The organism is Shewanella sp. FDAARGOS_354 (assembly GCF_002209245.2).
GTDB lineage: Bacteria > Pseudomonadota > Gammaproteobacteria > Enterobacterales > Shewanellaceae > Shewanella > Shewanella xiamenensis.
On sequence record NZ_CP022089.2, the window covers coordinates 1,801,547 to 1,818,816 of the forward strand.

Annotated in this window: 3 protein-coding genes and 1 pseudogene; all 4 read left to right on the plus strand. The window is 51.8% G+C overall.

The window, feature by feature from the left end; translation table 11 throughout:
* The first annotated feature begins 72 nt into the window (after window positions 1-72).
* The 4 genes and pseudogenes from CEQ32_RS08195 (at window position 73) to CEQ32_RS08210 (ending at window position 17,201) form a co-directional block, all read left to right on the plus strand.
* Window positions 73-941, plus strand: a pseudogene (locus tag CEQ32_RS08195) (transcriptional regulator).
* Complete coding sequence (locus tag CEQ32_RS08200; RefSeq protein ID WP_088585834.1) at window positions 938-8,812, plus strand: type I polyketide synthase; 7,875 nt, start codon at window positions 938-940, stop codon at window positions 8,810-8,812. Before CEQ32_RS08195 ends, CEQ32_RS08200 begins: the two are co-directional and overlap by 4 nt.
* Window positions 8,809-11,235, plus strand: a complete 2,427-nt coding sequence (locus CEQ32_RS08205; RefSeq protein ID WP_088585835.1) for a PfaB family protein — start codon at window positions 8,809-8,811, stop codon at window positions 11,233-11,235. Before CEQ32_RS08200 ends, CEQ32_RS08205 begins: the two co-directional genes overlap by 4 nt.
* Window positions 11,236-11,243: 8 nt before the next feature.
* Window positions 11,244-17,201, plus strand: coding sequence for a beta-ketoacyl synthase N-terminal-like domain-containing protein (locus CEQ32_RS08210; protein WP_181159800.1), 5,958 nt, complete (start codon window positions 11,244-11,246; stop codon window positions 17,199-17,201).
* Window positions 17,202-17,270: the final 69 nt, after the last annotated feature.

Below are 17,270 nucleotides of genomic sequence, written 5' to 3' on the forward strand. Positions count from 1 at the left end.
AAATGGCAATATCATGCAGTCCCGATAGATTATGTGGGTGAAAATAATAATGATGGGACCGCACTAACAAGTATGAGTTTTCCAAAAGTCGACACTCAAGTTTCTGATAACGCTCGCATAAAGAAATTGAGCACAGAGAAAAAGTCTCGCCATAACACGGCAAGGCACCGCAATGCCACCACCACGCCGGAAATGCGCCACTTTATTCAGCAATCTGAATTGAGTGTGAGTCAGCTCGCCAAAATTTTAAATATTACCGAAGCCACAGTGCGTAAATGGCGCAAGCGCGAGTCAGTGAACGACAGCCCGAATACCCCGCATAACCTCAATACCACCCTCACCCCAATTGAAGAATATGTGGTGGTGGGACTGAGGTATCAGCTAAAACTGCCACTCGATAGGCTACTTAAAGCGACGCAAACCTTTATTAATCCCAATGTATCGCGCTCAGGTTTAGCCCGCTGCCTTAAGCGTTATGGGGTTTCGCGCCTCGATGAGTTTGATCAAGAACTTGTGCCTAAACAGTATTTTAATCAATTACCGATTGCCCAAGGCAGCGACGTACAAACCTATACGGTTAACTCCGAAACCTTAGCCAAGGCGCTCGCTCTGCCAAGCACAGATGGCGACACCGTAGTGCAAGTGGTGTCATTAACGCTGCCACCGCAATTAACCGAAGCCGAGCCTAAATCAGTGCTCCTTGGTATAGATAGCAAGACAGATTGGATTTATATCGATATTTATCAAGATAGTAACACCCAAGCGGCCAATCGCTACATCGCCTATGTGCTGAAGGATGGGCCGTTTCATCTGCGTAAATTGCTGGTGCGCAACTACCACACATTTTTAGCCCGCTTTCCTGGTGTGCAAACCCCAAAAGCCCTCGCTAAATCCCTTAATAAGGCACAGCCACCCGCTTTGCCAGTGGAGACTCTTTATGAGCCATACCCCATCACAGCCTCAATTATCAACCGATGAAAAAGCCGATAAGAGACTGAATAAACGCTTAAAAGATATGCCAATTGCCATCGTTGGCATGGCGAGTATCTTTGCTAACTCCCGCTATTTGAATAAGTTTTGGGATTTAATTTGCGACAAGATTGATGCCATCACCGACGTGCCCGAATCCCACTGGTCGATTGATGACTATTACGATGCGGATAAGTCCAAGGCCGATAAGAGCTACTGCAAACGCGGTGGGTTTATGCCTGAGGTCGACTTCAATCCGATGGAGTTTGGTCTGCCGCCCAATATTTTGGAACTCACCGACAGCTCACAATTACTCTCACTGGTCGTCGCCAAGGAAGTCTTGCAGGATGCCAATCTGCCAGACGATTACGACCGTGACCGTATCGGTATCACCCTAGGAATTGGCGGCGGTCAAAAGTTAAGCCATAGCCTCAATGCGCGCCTGCAATATCCAGTGCTGAAAAAAGTATTTAAAAGCAGTGGCCTGAGCGATGAAGATAGCGAGCTGCTGATCAAAAAATTCCAAGATCAATATGTCCACTGGGAAGAAAACTCTTTCCCCGGCTCCCTTGGTAACGTGATTGCCGGACGTATCGCCAACCGTTTCGATTTAGGGGGGATGAACTGCGTCGTCGATGCCGCCTGCGCCGGTTCGCTTGCCGCCATGCGTATGGCGCTGACCGAACTGACCGAAGGTCGCAGCGACATGATGATTACCGGCGGTGTCTGTACCGACAACTCACCCTACATGTATATGAGTTTCTCAAAGACGCCAGCCTTTACCACAAACGAACAGATCCAACCCTTCGATATCGACTCTAAGGGTATGATGATTGGCGAAGGGATCGGCATGGTCGCCTTAAAACGCCTCGACGATGCCGAGCGCGATGGCGACCGTATCTATGCGGTAATCAAAGGCGTGGGCGCTTCATCGGACGGTAAATTTAAGAGCATTTATGCGCCGCGTCCCGAAGGCCAAGCCAAGGCATTAGAGCGCGCCTATGATGACGCAGGCTTTGCGCCGCACACCGTTGGCTTGATTGAGGCACACGGCACAGGCACAGCCGCAGGCGATGTGGCCGAATTCAATGGCTTGACCTCAGTATTTTCTAAGGATAATGAGCAGTTACAGCATATTGCCTTAGGCTCAGTCAAATCTCAGGTGGGTCATACTAAGTCCACCGCGGGCACAGCGGGTGTGATTAAGGCAGCATTAGCACTACACCATAAAGTCTTGCCGCCTACGATAAACGTCAGTCAGCCTAACCCTAAATTAAACATTGCCCGCTCGCCCTTTTATCTCAATACCGAGGCGCGCCCTTGGATCCAACGCAGTGACGATACGCCCCGCCGCGCTGGGGTCAGCTCCTTCGGTTTTGGTGGCACTAACTTCCATTTAGTGCTCGAAGAATATCACCCCGAGCACGCGCGCGATGACGCCTATCGTCAACGTAGCGTGGCACAAAGCTGGCTGTTTGCCGCCGCCGACAAAACCGCACTGCTTGCCGAGTTAAAAAACGCGCTACAGCAAGCAACTGCGGCTAAGGCAGAGCTTTCTGATGCCCATTTTGTTGCCTTTGCAAAATCCTACGCCCTGCGTGAACTAGCACCGCAATCGGCTCGCCTTGGTTTTATCGCCAAGGACTATGCCCAGTTACAGACTCTGTTAACCCAAGCGATAGCGCAGCTAGAATCCAATAGCGCCGATGGCTGGCAACTGCCCTCAGGGATAAGTTTCCGCGCCCAAGCGCTGGTCAAGGATAACCACAAGGTCGCGGCCTTATTTGCCGGCCAAGGCTCACAGTACCTGAATATGGGACTGGAAATTGCCAATAACTTCCCCGAGCTTCGTCGCCATATCCACGCCAGCGATAAAGTGTTTAGCGACCGTGGTGAAGCGACGCTTTCAAACGTGCTGTACCCGATCCCCGCCTTCGATGATGAATCGAGAAAAGCGCAGGAAAGTGCGTTAACCAATACCCTTTATGCCCAAAGTGCCATCGGCGCGATCTCTATGGCGCAGTACGCCCTGTTTATTCAGGCGGGTTTCACCGCAGATATGCTCGCAGGTCATAGCTTTGGTGAACTCTCGGCCCTGTGCGCCGCAGGAGTGATTTCCATGGATGACTACATCAAGCTTGCCTTTGAACGTGGACAGGCAATGGCGCAGTCACCTCTGGATGCCGACTCCAGTCGTGATGCTGGCATCATGTATGCCGTTATTCTTAAGCAAAAACAGGATATTGAAACTATCAACGATTGCCTGGCGCAGTTTGACGACGTCAAGATTGCCAACTACAACTCCCCCACTCAGTTGGTAATTGCAGGCGCTACCACAGCGACACAACAGGCCGCTAAGGCCATTGGCGAGTTAGGCTTTAAGGCAATTGCCCTGCCAGTTTCCGGCGCCTTCCACACGCCATTGGTTGCCCATGCGCAAAAGCCGTTTAGTGAAGCCATTGATAAGGCTCAATTCAACACGCCAAAGATTGCCCTTTATGCCAATGGCACAGGCAAGTTACATCCCGCCGATCCAAATGCCATCAAAACCGCCTTTAAAGAGCATATGTTGCAATCGGTGCACTTTAGCGAGCAACTAGAGGCCATGTATGCCGCTGGCGCACGAGTGTTTGTCGAGTTCGGCCCGAAAAACATTCTGCAGAAGTTGACAGAAAATACCTTAGCCGCGCAGTTAAACGAGCTGTGCCTTATCAGCATTAACCCGAATCCTAAAGCTGATTCCGACAGCCAACTGCGCAGCGCTGCGGTGCAACTGGCGGTTGCGGGGGTAACACTAGGGGAAATCGACCCTTATCAAGCCGAATTGATTGCGCCAGCAACGCCTTCAGCCATGAATATCAAGCTCAACGCGACCAACTACATCAGCCCAGCGACCCGCAACAAAATGGTCGACTCGCTGCAATCGGGCAAAATTACCAGCCAAGTGCAGTATGTGGATCGCCTCGTTGAGAAAGTGGTTGAAAAAGTCGTTGAAAAACCAGTGATCGTCGAAAAAATTCTAGAAAAGGTTGTCGAAGTGGAAAAGCCAGTGGCACAAAATAGCAATAATATTCAACAACAAACGTCTGCACAGCCAGCCAGCTTTGCCGCTGGACAGGCGAATCAAGATGCCCTGAGCGCCTTTTTTGCCGCCCAAACCCAGGCAGCGCAATTACATCAACAATTTTTAGCTATCCCGCAGCAATACGGTGATACCGTCAGTTCCCTAATGGCAGAGCAAGCCAAAATGGCAAGCCTTGGCATCGCCATTCCGGAGAGCCTGCAACGCTCTATGGAGCTGTTCCACCAGCATCAGGCACAAACCCTAAAGAGCCATGCTGAATTTATGCAATTGCAGACCAGCAGCAGCCAAGCAGCACTAGCCCTACTCGGCCAAATGCCTGCGCCTCAGGTTCAAGCCCCCATTCAAGTCGCTGCACCAGTGGCGGTAGCAGTGGCAACGCCTGTCGTTCCAGCGCAGGCGCCCGTGGTTCAAGCCTTAGCCGCAGAACCAAAAGTTACTGCGGTGCCTGTGAGCGAGCCCAAGGTTCAGCAACCACAAGTGCAAACTGTGGCGGCAGCAACCCGCGCGCTTTCCGAGAAGTCAGTTGTGCAGCAAATCGAGCACGCTATGCTCTCGGTGGTCGCCGATAAAACAGGCTATCCGGTTGAAATGCTGGAACTTAGCATGGATATGGAGGCCGACCTTGGTATCGACTCCATCAAACGCGTGGAAATTCTAGGCACGGTACAGGACCAATTACCCAGCCTGCCAGAACTGAGCCCAGAAGATCTCGCTGAATGCCGCACCCTAGGGGAAATTGTCGCGCTCTTTAGCCAAGCGACTCCTGTAACAGCCGTTACAGCAAGCCCGCAGTCAATAACACAAATCGCAGTAGCTGCAAGTACGGCGGTTTCTAATGATGAAATTGAGCGCACTATGATGGCTGTGGTAGCCGACAAGACAGGCTATCCCGTGGAAATGCTGGAACTCAGTATGGATATGGAAGCCGATCTGGGTATCGATTCTATTAAGCGGGTGGAAATTCTAGGCACGGTACAGGACGAGTTACCCAACCTGCCAGAACTCAGCCCTGAAGATCTCGCCGAGTGTCGCACCCTAGGGGAAATCGTGGCGCTGTTTAGCCAAGCGGCTCCTGTAGTATCGACAGCCGTAGTAGCTGCGGCCACAGCCAGCCATGCGACACAAAGTGCAGTAGCTAAAGGAGCTGCAGTTTCTAATGATGAAATTGAACGCACTATGATGGCGGTGGTAGCCGACAAGACGGGCTATCCCGTGGAAATGCTCGAACTGAGTATGGATATGGAAGCCGACCTTGGTATCGACTCCATCAAGCGCGTGGAAATTCTAGGCACAGTACAGGACGAATTACCGAACTTGCCAGAACTGAGCCCAGAAGATCTCGCCGAGTGCCGCACCCTAGGGGAAATTGTGGCGCTGTTTAGCCAAGCAATTCCTCTAGTATCAACAGCCGTAACAGCTGCCGCCACTGTTAGCCATGCGACACAAAGTGCAGTAGCCACAAACGCAGCGGTTTCTAATGATGAAATTGAACGCACTATGATGGCGGTGGTGGCCGATAAAACCGGCTATCCCGTGGAAATGCTGGAACTGAACATGGATATGGAAGCCGACCTTGGGATCGATTCTATTAAGCGGGTGGAAATTCTAGGCACAGTGCAGGACGAATTACCGAACCTGCCAGAACTCAGCCCAGAAGATTTAGCCGAGTGTCGCACTCTAGGGGAAATAGTGGCGCTCTTTAGCCAAGCAATTCCTCTAGTATCAACAGCCGTAACAGCTGCCGCCACAGTGAGCCATGCGACACAAAATGCAGTTGCTGCAAGTGCGGCGGTTTCTAATGGCGCGATTGAGCGCACTATGATGGCGGTCGTGGCCGACAAGACGGGCTATCCGGTTGAAATGTTAGAACTTAGCATGGATATGGAAGCAGACCTTGGTATCGATTCTATCAAGCGCGTGGAAATTCTAGGCACGGTACAAGACCAACTGCCGAACCTGCCAGAACTGAGCCCTGAAGATTTAGCTGAATGTCGCACCTTGGGTGAAATTGTCGCCCTCTATGCTGGTTCGCAAGCCTCAAGTGAGGCGCTACAACAAAACCATGCTGCGCCAATTCAAGAGGCGATTACAGAAACAGTCGAGGAAATCATCGACCTGCCGCCCCATAGTGAGGTGATGCTAAAAAAGTTGCCAGCGGCGGCTGAGTTAGCGCGCATCATAGCAACTAGCGATGTTCAACTGACGGCAAACAGTTACGTCGTTATCGGCGACGATGGCCACAACGCGGGGGTGATTGCCGAAAAGCTTCACGCCCAAGGGGTTAAGGTTGCGGTTGTACGCTCACCTAAAACGGTTGTGGCCAGCGCATCGCCACTCGATAGCCATATTGCCAACTTCACGCTGAAGGCGATTGATGATGAAAGCATTTGTGAGGTCATCAATCAGATTGAAGCGCTTGGCCAAATCGCTGGTTTTATTCATCTGCAGCCACAGCATAAGTCCGTTGCCGATAAAAGTGCTGGCCTAGTGCTGGCAGACGAAGCCAAAGCCTCGGTCGAGCAAGCCTTCTTGTTCGCCAAACACTTACAACCGCTGTTAACGGAGCGCGACTACTGCCGCTTTGTCACCGTCAGCCGTATCGACGGCGGCTTTGGCTATATCGGCATGGACGAGTCGGCAGGAGCCCTCATCAGTCAGAGTGAACTCAACCAAGCGGCGCTCTCTGGACTCACTAAAACCTTAAATCACGAGTGGCCAGGAGTGGTCTGCCGCGCGCTGGATATCGCGCCAAACTTGGACGCTAAAACGGTCGCCAATGCGGTAGTGCAGGAATACTACCTCCAAGATGCGCCAGTCGAAGTCGGTATTGATAGCGAGCTTGAGCGCACCACCTTAGTCGCGGGCAGTGCAGCACTTCGTCATCCACCCGCCGCCCTTAGCAATGCAGATAAAATCCTCGTCACAGGCGGCGCTAAGGGCGTCACCTTCGAGTGCGCCTTAAGTTTAGCGAAACGTTGCAAGGCACATTTTATCCTCGCGGGTCGCAGCGCCCATCAAGGGATCCCCGCTTGGGCTCAGGGTAAAAATCGCAACGAGCTGAAAGCCGCTGCCATTGCACATTTGCAAAGCCTGGGTGATAAACCCACACCAAAACAAGTGGATGCCTTAGTTTGGCCAGTACAAAGCAGCCTTGAAATCAGCCATGCCTTACAGGCCTTTGAAGCGGTTGGCGCCAGCGCCGAATACTTAAGCCTAGATGTTAACGATCCTGACGCCATTGCCAGCACTATTGCGCCTATCAGCGCCCTATCGCCCATCACGGGGATTATCCACGGCGCGGGCGTACTTGCCGATAAACATATTCAAGACAAAACCTTAAGCGAACTTGAACGCGTTTATGGCACTAAGGTGACCGGACTTAACAATCTGCTGTCGGCACTGGATCTTAGCCAGTTAACGCTCATAGCTCTGTTCTCTTCGGCAGCGGGTTTTTACGGCAATACAGGCCAAAGCGACTACGCCATGTCTAACGACATTCTCAACAAGGCCGCGCTGCAACTCGCGCAGCAATTGCCGCAAGCCAAGGTGATGAGCTTTGACTGGGGGCCTTGGGATGGCGGCATGGTCAATCCTGCGCTGAAAAAGATGTTTATCGACCGTGGGGTCTATGTCATTCCACTCAAAGCCGGTGCCGAGTTATTTGCCAGCCAATTATTGAGTGATACGGGAGCGCAGCTGTTGGTCGGAACCGATATGCAGGGCAATACCGCTAATACTGTTGAAGCTGCATCAGCAAAAAAGCCTGAAGCGGATCTAACCACGGCGTTAGATCCGCAGCCTATGGCCCAAACGGTGCCGCAGAGTATTCGCGTCATGCGCAGCCTCGACCCTAAACGCATGAGCTTTATTGAGGATCATTGCATCAACGGTCATGCGGTGTTGCCAACGGTATGCGCCATAGATTGGATGCGTGAGGCCGCCAAGGCCCATTTAGGTAAGACGGTGAGTGTCAGCGATTATCGACTACTCAAGGGAATTATCTTCGATGAGGTACTACTTGCCCGCGATGCGCCTATTGAGCTCGAACTAATGCTCACGCCGCTTGCCGACGCTACACAGCAATCGACTGAAGCGTTAACCGCGTTGATAAGCTTTGAAGGTCGCCCGCAGTATCAGGCGGTGTTAGTGGCGCAGACGGATGATACGGCAGACGCGCAGCGTTTCGAGGTTGGCGAGTTGCATTCTCTGATGCAGGAGATGCCACAGCAACCCGCTATCGCAGATCGAGAGTCGCTCTACAGTGATGGCACACTGTTCCATGGCCCAAGGCTGCAAGGCATAAGCGAAGTGCTCGCCTTTGATGATCAGCAGCTTATCGCTAAGGTAGCACTGCCAACGGTGGCCTTAGATGACTGCGGTGAGTTTGCGCCAAATCTTGAGGATAAAGGCACACAACCCTTTGCCGAAGATCTGTTATTGCAGGCCATGCTCGTGTGGGCGCGCCTTAAATATCAAGCGGCAAGCTTACCCAGTGCCATTGGCGAGTTTGTGTCCTATTCGCCCTTAGCTTTTGGCGAGAAGGCGGTATTAGTGCTGGATGTTATCAAGCATTCCTCCCGCTCACTTGAAGCCAATATTGCGCTTTATCATCAAGATGGTCGATTAAGCTGCGAGATGAAACGAGCAAAAGTCACGATCAGTAAGACGCTTAACCAAGCATTTTTGGCTAATAAACCTCAACAACTGGCGCAAGTGCAGGCATCAATCCAAAACATGGCCGAGGTAAGTGTTAAGTGACACTCGACCCAAGCGCACATGCCGCATTAAGCAATCCTGTATTAAGTAATGCGGCACTAAACAGTCCACATCCCAATGCCAAGCCACTGCGAATAGCCGTATGGCTTGGTGATGCCAGGCTTGACGATACGCGGATGCTGAGTGTGCTTAACCATGCACAAACCGATGTCAGTAAGCTGCAACAGTTGATGGCTTGTCGAGTTCTGCTCAATGTTGAAGATAAGCCACTGATTGATGAGCCATCTGATGAGCCAACACTGGTTGCCTTGATCACGGATCAGCTCGCCCATATTGCGCAAAAACAACTCGTTGAAATCCGCTTTGAATATCAACAGCAAGTCCGTAGTCTGTATCTGCTCGATGGACTGCTTGCCGCGCAGTTACACCTGCATGCCGAGGCTTATATTTCAGCATTAGCGCAAATCCAAGCTGAAACAGCTGAAGAAACAAATACTATCAATACAAATACAGTCGGGCGCTGCTTAAACAGCGCTTTTACCTTGGCGAAACGCGATTGTGCTCAGGTGGTTAATTGCTACACGCAGGCAGGCAATCTTGCCCGTCAGTTGAATGTATTATCTCAAGCGGCTGAGGCGTTAAGTCATCGCAGTCTCAAAGGCATTGAACCAATGCTTGATGCGACTAATGCAGCGCAACTTGCTGAACAATACGCTGAACAGCGCGCTGAAAAGCCCGTAAAAAACGCGCAGAACGGCTATTGGTTTACCAAGCCCCATCAGGCAAGGGTGTTAAGCCTAAATCTCTTGGGGAATATCTTGAATAAGCCCTTGGATAAGGCCCCTCGAGCGAGCACCGCCCAAAGCCTTATCTTGACCCAAGGCACTCGGCTTATCGCTCAGCCGTTGCTTAATGCCAACAGGCTGTTTATTCCCATCAGCGGCAACACGCTTGAATCTTTAACGCTTAAGTTGTCGCAACTGATTGATTCATTAGATTTATCAGTAAACCAACCTGATACGGATTGGCTTTGTACCCAAGGTAGTGATTGGTTTGAGCGTTATCAAGCACAGGATAAATTAGCCTTAGTGCTGATGGCGGGCTCCCTTGGGGAGTTAATGCAAGAAGCCAAGGCGATGCGCGCTTATATTGAAAAGACGCAACAGGCTCCTGCTCCAGCCCAAACGCCAGTGTTAATGCCATCGGCCAATCTGGCCTTTAAAACTCCTGTGGGCAGTTATTTTACGGCCTCGCCCCTTGGTGATAAAGGCTTAACCTTTGTCTACCCCGGCGTTGGCACGGTTTACCCGAATATGTTCAGCGACTTACATGGCTATTTCCCAGAGCTTTATCGCGAGCTTGAACGCGAAGGGGATTTAGCCGCCATGTTGCAGGCCGAGGCGATTTACCAAGGCGCTGCTTATGCGAAAACTGCAATTAATGTAAGCGTAAAAGACGCAGCAGACATGAGCTTAAGCCAGCTTGCGATTAGTGGTGTTGGCGCCAGTTACCTATTTAGTCGGCTGCTAACTCGAGTCTTTACTATTCAACCGCAACTCGCTCTGGGCTATTCCATGGGCGAAGCGGCCATGTGGGCAAGTTTGGATATCTGGCAAACGCCACATGCCCTGATTAACGCCACCCAAAACAGCGCCATCTTCAATCAGGAGATTTCAGGCCCACTGCTTGCGGTGCGCCGTGATTGGCAGTTGAGTGAAGATGCACCGCTGGCGTGGAATAGCTTTTTAGTGCGAGCCTCTCGCGCCGAAATTAATACCCTGCTGACTGATTTTCCACGGGTATATCTAGCCATCGAACAGGGCGATACCTGTATTCTCGCGGGCTGCGAAGCAAGCTGCTTACAACTCCTTAAAAGGCTGAATAAGCGTGGCATTGCCAGTAATAAAGTCACCGCCATGCATACCCCGCCCTCGCAATCACAGCACAACGCTATCCAAGAGTTTTATACCTTGGGCTTAAAGGCGAATGCCTGCGAGACTCAGGTGCGTTTTATTAGCGCGGCGCGGCAAAGCACCGTCAGTATCGACAGCCAAAGCATTGCCAAGAGTATTGCCGACACCTTTTGTGCGCCGCTGAATTTTACCGCGCTGATTAACGCCGCGTATCACCAAGGTGCGCGCTTATTTGTTGAAGTGGGCGCCGATCGGCAAACCAGCACCCTTATCGATAAAATCGGCCGCCAATTAGAGTTGGGTGCCGATGGCATTCAAACACAGGAACAACCGATATTAGCCATGGCATGTAATGCCAAGGGCAGCGATACGATCACCAGTTTACTCAAATGTTTAGCTCAACTTATCAGCCATAGAGTGCCACTCTCCCTTGCGCCGCTTATGCCTCAATCGGCGGATAAGGCTACAGCGAAAACGATAGCGCCGCACTCGGCCAGCGCCAGCGCTTTAGGCCATTATTCAAACGTATTCCAAGAAGGAGAACCCCTTTGAGTTCTCAAATGCATGCTCACCCGACTCTGCAAGACAGCACCGCTGTGCCAAACGACCAGCGCCAAAGCTCAAAGGCGATGCCAAAGATTGCCATCGTCGGCCTTGCCGTCCAGTATCCCGATGCCGACACACCTGAGCAGTTTTGGCAAAATCTGCTGGATAAAAAAGATTCCCGCAGCCAAATTGATGCGGCTAAACTCAATGCCAATCCTGCGGATTACCAAGGCGTTCAAGGCCAAGCCGACCGTTTTTACTGCGATAAGGGCGGCTATATCCGCAATTTTCGTTTTGACCCACAGGGTTATCAGTTGCCGCCGACGGCCTTTGACGGGCTCGATGAAAGCTTTTTATGGGCATTAGATTGCAGTAAAAAAGCCCTGCTGGATGCGGGCGTGGATTTAACGGCGCCATTACTTGAACGCACAGGGATTGTAATGGGCACCCTGTCGTTCCCGACCGCAAGTTCTAATGAATTGTTTTTACCGATTTACCATCAAGCGGTTGAAAAGGCATTAAAAACCAAGCTTAATCAACCACAATTTGCCTTAGCGCCCTTCGCCAATGGTTCGATTGCGGACACACAACAGGCAGCCAATGGTGCCATTGCCCATACGGCGTCTAAATTGTTAAGCGATGCCCTCGGCCTTGGCGGCGCACAGCTCAGTCTCGACGCCGCCTGCGCCAGCTCAGTCTATGCCCTCAAACTTGCCTGCGATTATTTAACCACGGGCAAGGCCGACATGATGCTCGCAGGCGCGGTATCGGGCGCCGATCCCTTCTTTATCAATATGGGATTCTCGATTTTCCACGCCTATCCTGACCATGGGATTTCGGCGCCTTTCGATAGCAATAGCAAAGGCTTATTCGCGGGCGAAGGCGCAGGCGTATTAGTGCTTAAGCGTTTAGAGGATGCCGAGCGCGATGGCGATAATATCTATGCCGTGGTCAGTGGCATTGGTTTATCGAACGATGGCAAAGGCCAATTTGTCTTAAGCCCCAACAGTAAGGGTCAAGTACAAGCCTTCGAGCGCGCCTATGCCGCTGCCAACACCCACCCGAGCAATATCGAAGTGATTGAATGCCATGCCACCGGCACACCGCTGGGGGATAAGGTTGAGCTCACCTCGATGGAGCGTTTTTTCGAAGATAAACTCGGCGGCACTAAAGCGCCGCTGATAGGTTCGGCTAAATCCAACCTTGGCCACTTACTCACAGCTGCCGGCATGCCTGGGATCATGAAAATGATCTTCGCCATGCGCTCAGGGCAACTACCGGCGAGTATAAACCTTAAGGCGCCGATATCATCGCCTAAGGGATTGTTTAGCGGTAATAATATCCCTACTCAGTTGCAGACTTGGCCCGATAAAGCAGGCAACGATCGTCGCCATGCGGGGGTATCTGTATTTGGTTTTGGTGGCTGTAATGCCCATCTATTGTTGGAATCCTATCAACCAACAGCGCACAGCACCGAGAAGCAAGCCAACAAACCTGTTTATCAACAGCAAGCATTAACCGTTATCGGCATGGCGTCGCACTTTGGACCTTTGGCCTCCATCAATGCGCTGGATAAGGCGCTATTAAACCAAACGGATGCCTTTATCCCTCTGCCACCTAACCGCTGGAAAGGCTTAGATAAACACCCCGATATCCTTAACCTGTTTGGTCTAAATCGCGCGCCAAAAGGTGCCTATATCGAGCAGTTTGATTTTGATTTTCTGCGCTTTAAAGTGCCGCCCAATGAGGATGACAGGCTTATCTCCCAGCAGTTGTTGCTGATCAAAGTCGCTGATGAGGCGATTCGCGATGCCAAGTTAACCGCGGGCAGCAAGGTCGCCGTGTTAGTGGCGATGGAAACCGAGCTTGAGCTGCACCAATTCCGTGGCCGCGTGAATTTGCACACCCAACTTGCAGATAGCTTAACGCGACAAGGCGTTCACCTCTCCAATGATGAATACCTTGCCCTCGAAGCCATCGCCATGGACAGCGTGCTCGATGCCGCCAAGCTCAATCAATACACCAGCTTTATTGGCAATATTATGGCGTCGCGCATCGCCTCGCTGTGGGACTTTAACGGCCCGGCCTTTACCATCTCAGCCGCCGAACAATCGGTCGCTCGCTGTATCGATGTGGCGCAAAACCTACTGTCCCAAGAGGCCCTCGATGGCGTCGTGATTGCCGCCGTGGATTTAAGCGGCAGTGTTGAACAGGTTATATTGAAAAACGCCGAGGTCGCCGTTGATCTCGATGCCAACAGCGCGAATCCACAGTGGAAGGTGGGTGAAGGCTCGGGCGCTATCGTGCTGACAAACCAGCAAGCGAGCAACAGTCAACAAGCGAGTAACAGTTCTCAAAAGGGCTACGGCCAAATTCGTGGTCAAGCATTTGGCACAAACCATCAGCTGCCCAAGCTGCTTGATTCGCTGATAACCGAAACGGCTATCGCCAATCCTTCAGTACCCGCTGCCATCCATATGGTTGAGCAATGTATTGCCCCAGAAGAGCAACTGCCAGCGGAGCAGCTATTAGCGCAGCTTAATCTTATGGGGACGCCATGCAATCGAGTCGCCAATACCCTTGGGCATAACTTTGCCGCTGCGGGTATGGCTAGTCTTCTGAATGCCCTGTTAAGCCTAAAAAATGGGTCTGCGGGTTCGGATAAAAACGTCGATAAGCAGGCACTAGTGTCTACCCAAAGCCAAGGAGTGAGTTCGCTGCTGCTGTTAAGCCAGACTGCAACGCAGGCGGCGCAACTAGAACTGCGCCTTGCACAGGATTTAACCTTGAGTGAGCAAAAGCATTTAATCAAACCAGTGACGCTCGGTGGCCGCGATATCTATCAACATATTGTGGATACGCCGCTGCCCGCACTTGCCGCCATCCAAGGCAAAATGCGCCAGTTGCAGCCTGTAGTACCACAGGCGACACAAACTGAGCCCACAGTAGAAACAGCACTTGATATCACGGCAAAAAACGCCACCCCATTTGCCACACCAACAGCAGTAGAGAGCGGTATGTCATCTAACGCACCACACCAATATTCGGCGGCGCCCTTGGCGCAGGATAGGGCGTCGCAGGATAGCGCGGCACTGTTACAAAACCAGCAACTGTTGCAAAACCAGCAGCTTGCACGCGAGGCGCACTTAGCCTTTTTACAGAGCCGTGAGCAAGGGCTCAAACTGGCCGATGCGTTGTTAAAGGCACAATTATCCCAGACAACACAAACGGGGTCTGTTACAACCCATGTTGTCACCTGCATAAATGTCGCTGAAACGAAGGCGCAGCAAGCGGTATCAATCCCAGAGCTCATGCCTAATCATGCACCTAATCATGCAAGAGTCCCGCCCTATACACCACCTATCCCAGCGGATAAGCCCTGCATTTGGAACTATCAGGATCTGGTGGAATATGCCGAGGGCGACATTGCCAAGGTCTTTGGCGCCGATTACGCCATTATCGATAGCTACGCCCGCCGCGTGCGCCTGCCAACCTCGGATTATCTGCTGGTCTCGCGGGTGACTAAGCTCAACGCGCAAATGAACCGCTATCAGCCGAGCACTATGACCACAGAGTACGACATTCCCGTGGATGCGCCCTTCTTGGTCGATGGCCAAATTCCGTGGGCGGTGGCGGTCGAATCGGGCCAGTGCGACTTGATGCTGATCAGCTACTTAGGTATCGATTTTGAAAACAAGGGCGAGCGCGTCTATCGCTTGCTCGACTGCACCCTCACCTTCCTTGGAGATCTGCCCCGCGGCGGTGATACCCTGCGCTACGATATCTCCATCAACCACTTTGCCCGCAATGGTGATACCCTGCTGTTTTTCTTCTCCTACGAATGCTTCGTGGGCGATAAGCTAATCCTCAAGATGGACGGCGGCTGCGCGGGATTCTTTACCGATAAAGAACTGGCCGATGGCAAAGGGGTGATCCACACCGAGGCCGAAATTAAGGCGCGCGAGCAGGCACAAATTGCACTGGCCAATGAATATGCCCGAAACGGCAATAAGCCACGCTTCACGCCGCTACTTAACTGCGCACAAACGGCCTTTAGCTACGGCCAAATCCATCGCCTGCTGAGCGCCGACATTGGCGGCTGTTTCGGCGGTGAGCATACAGCCCATCAAGCAAAGTTTGGTCTCCAGCCTTCACTGTGCTTCGCCTCGGAAAAATTCCTGATGATCGAACAAGTCAGCAAGCTCGACGTGCATGGCGGCGCATGGGGCTTAGGCTTGATTGAAGGTCACAAGCAATTAGCCCCCGACCATTGGTATTTCCCCTGCCATTTCAAGGGCGACCAAGTGATGGCAGGCTCCCTCATGGCCGAAGGTTGTGGCCAGTTGCTGCAATTCTTTATGTTGCATATTGGTATGCACCTTGGGGTTACTAACGGTCGTTTCCAACCCCTTGAAAACGCATCGCAAAAAGTGCGCTGCCGCGGTCAGGTATTGCCGCAATTTGGCACCCTCACCTATCGCATGGAAGTTACCGAAATTGGCATGAGCCCTCGCCCCTATGCCAAGGCGAATATCGATATTCTGCTCAATGGCAAAGTGGTGGTGGATTTCCAAAACCTCGGGGTGATGATTAAAGAAGAAGCGGATTGCACCCGCTATTCGCAAAGCCATTCTTCACTGGGCAGATCTTCGCAAAGCAGTTCTTCACAGAGTAATGATGCCCAAGCAGCAAATATCGACAACCAAGCGGAACAAGCGCCGCTGATGGCACAAATCCCGGATATGGCAGCTCCCGTAAATAAAGGCGTTGTGCCGCTTAAGCATGTAAGTGCGCCGATTGCGCCAGCAGGCTCTAAGTACGCCAACCGCGTGCCCGACACCCTGCCGTTTACGCCCTACCATTTGTTTGAGTTTGCCACCGGCGATATTGAAAACTGCTTCGGCCCCGATTTTAGTATTTACCGTGGCTTAATCCCGCCGCGTACGCCCTGCGGCGATCTGCAACTCACCACCCGCGTGGTGGCCATTGAGGGCAAACGTGGCGAGCTGAAAAAGCCATCTTCCTGTATTGCCGAGTATGAAGTGCCCAGCAACGCGTGGTATTACGCTAAAAACAGCCATCATGCCGTGATGCCTTACTCTGTGCTGATGGAAATCTCATTGCAACCCAATGGCTTTATCTCGGGTTATATGGGCACGACCTTAGGCTTCCCGGGGCAGGAGTTATTCTTCCGCAACCTCGACGGCAGTGGCAAGTTACTGCGTGAAGTGGATTTACGCGGTAAGACCATAGTCAACGATTCGCGCCTACTGTCCACCGTGATTGCTGGCAGCAATATCATTCAAAACTTTAGTTTCGAACTGAGCTGCGATGGCGAGCCTTTCTACCGTGGTAATGCGGTTTTCGGTTACTTTAAGGCCGATGCGCTTAAAAACCAGTTGGGTATCGACAATGGTAAAATTACCCAAGCCTGGCACATTGAGCGCGGTATCAAAGCCGACAGCCAAATCAATCTGTTAGATAAAAATGGCCGCTGCTTTGTGGCGCCGCAGGGCAAGCCATACTACCGCCTCGCGGGTGGGCAGCTGAACTTTATCGACAAGGCTGAGATTGTAAAAACTGGCGGTAAGAAGGGGCTGGGATACTTGTACGCCGAGCGCACCATTGACCCAAGCGATTGGTTCTTCCAGTTCCATTTCCATCAGGACCCGGTAATGCCAGGCTCCCTCGGCGTCGAGGCGATTATCGAATTACTGCAAGCCTATGCCATAGACCAAGACCTAGGCGCAGGCTTCAATAATCCGAAATTTGGCCAAATTCTGTCAGAAATTAAATGGAAGTATCGCGGTCAAATTAATCCATTAAACAAACAGATGTCGCTGGATGTGCATATCACCAGCATTGAAGATAAAGACGGTAAACGCATCATCAAGGGCGATGCCAACCTGAGTAAGGATGGCCTGCGCATTTATGAGGTGACCGATATTGCTATCTGCATCGAAGAGGCATAACGCTTGCGCGTAACTTGCAGCATTAACAACAGTTAGCTTAAGAACAATTGGCTTCAGAAGCATAGACTG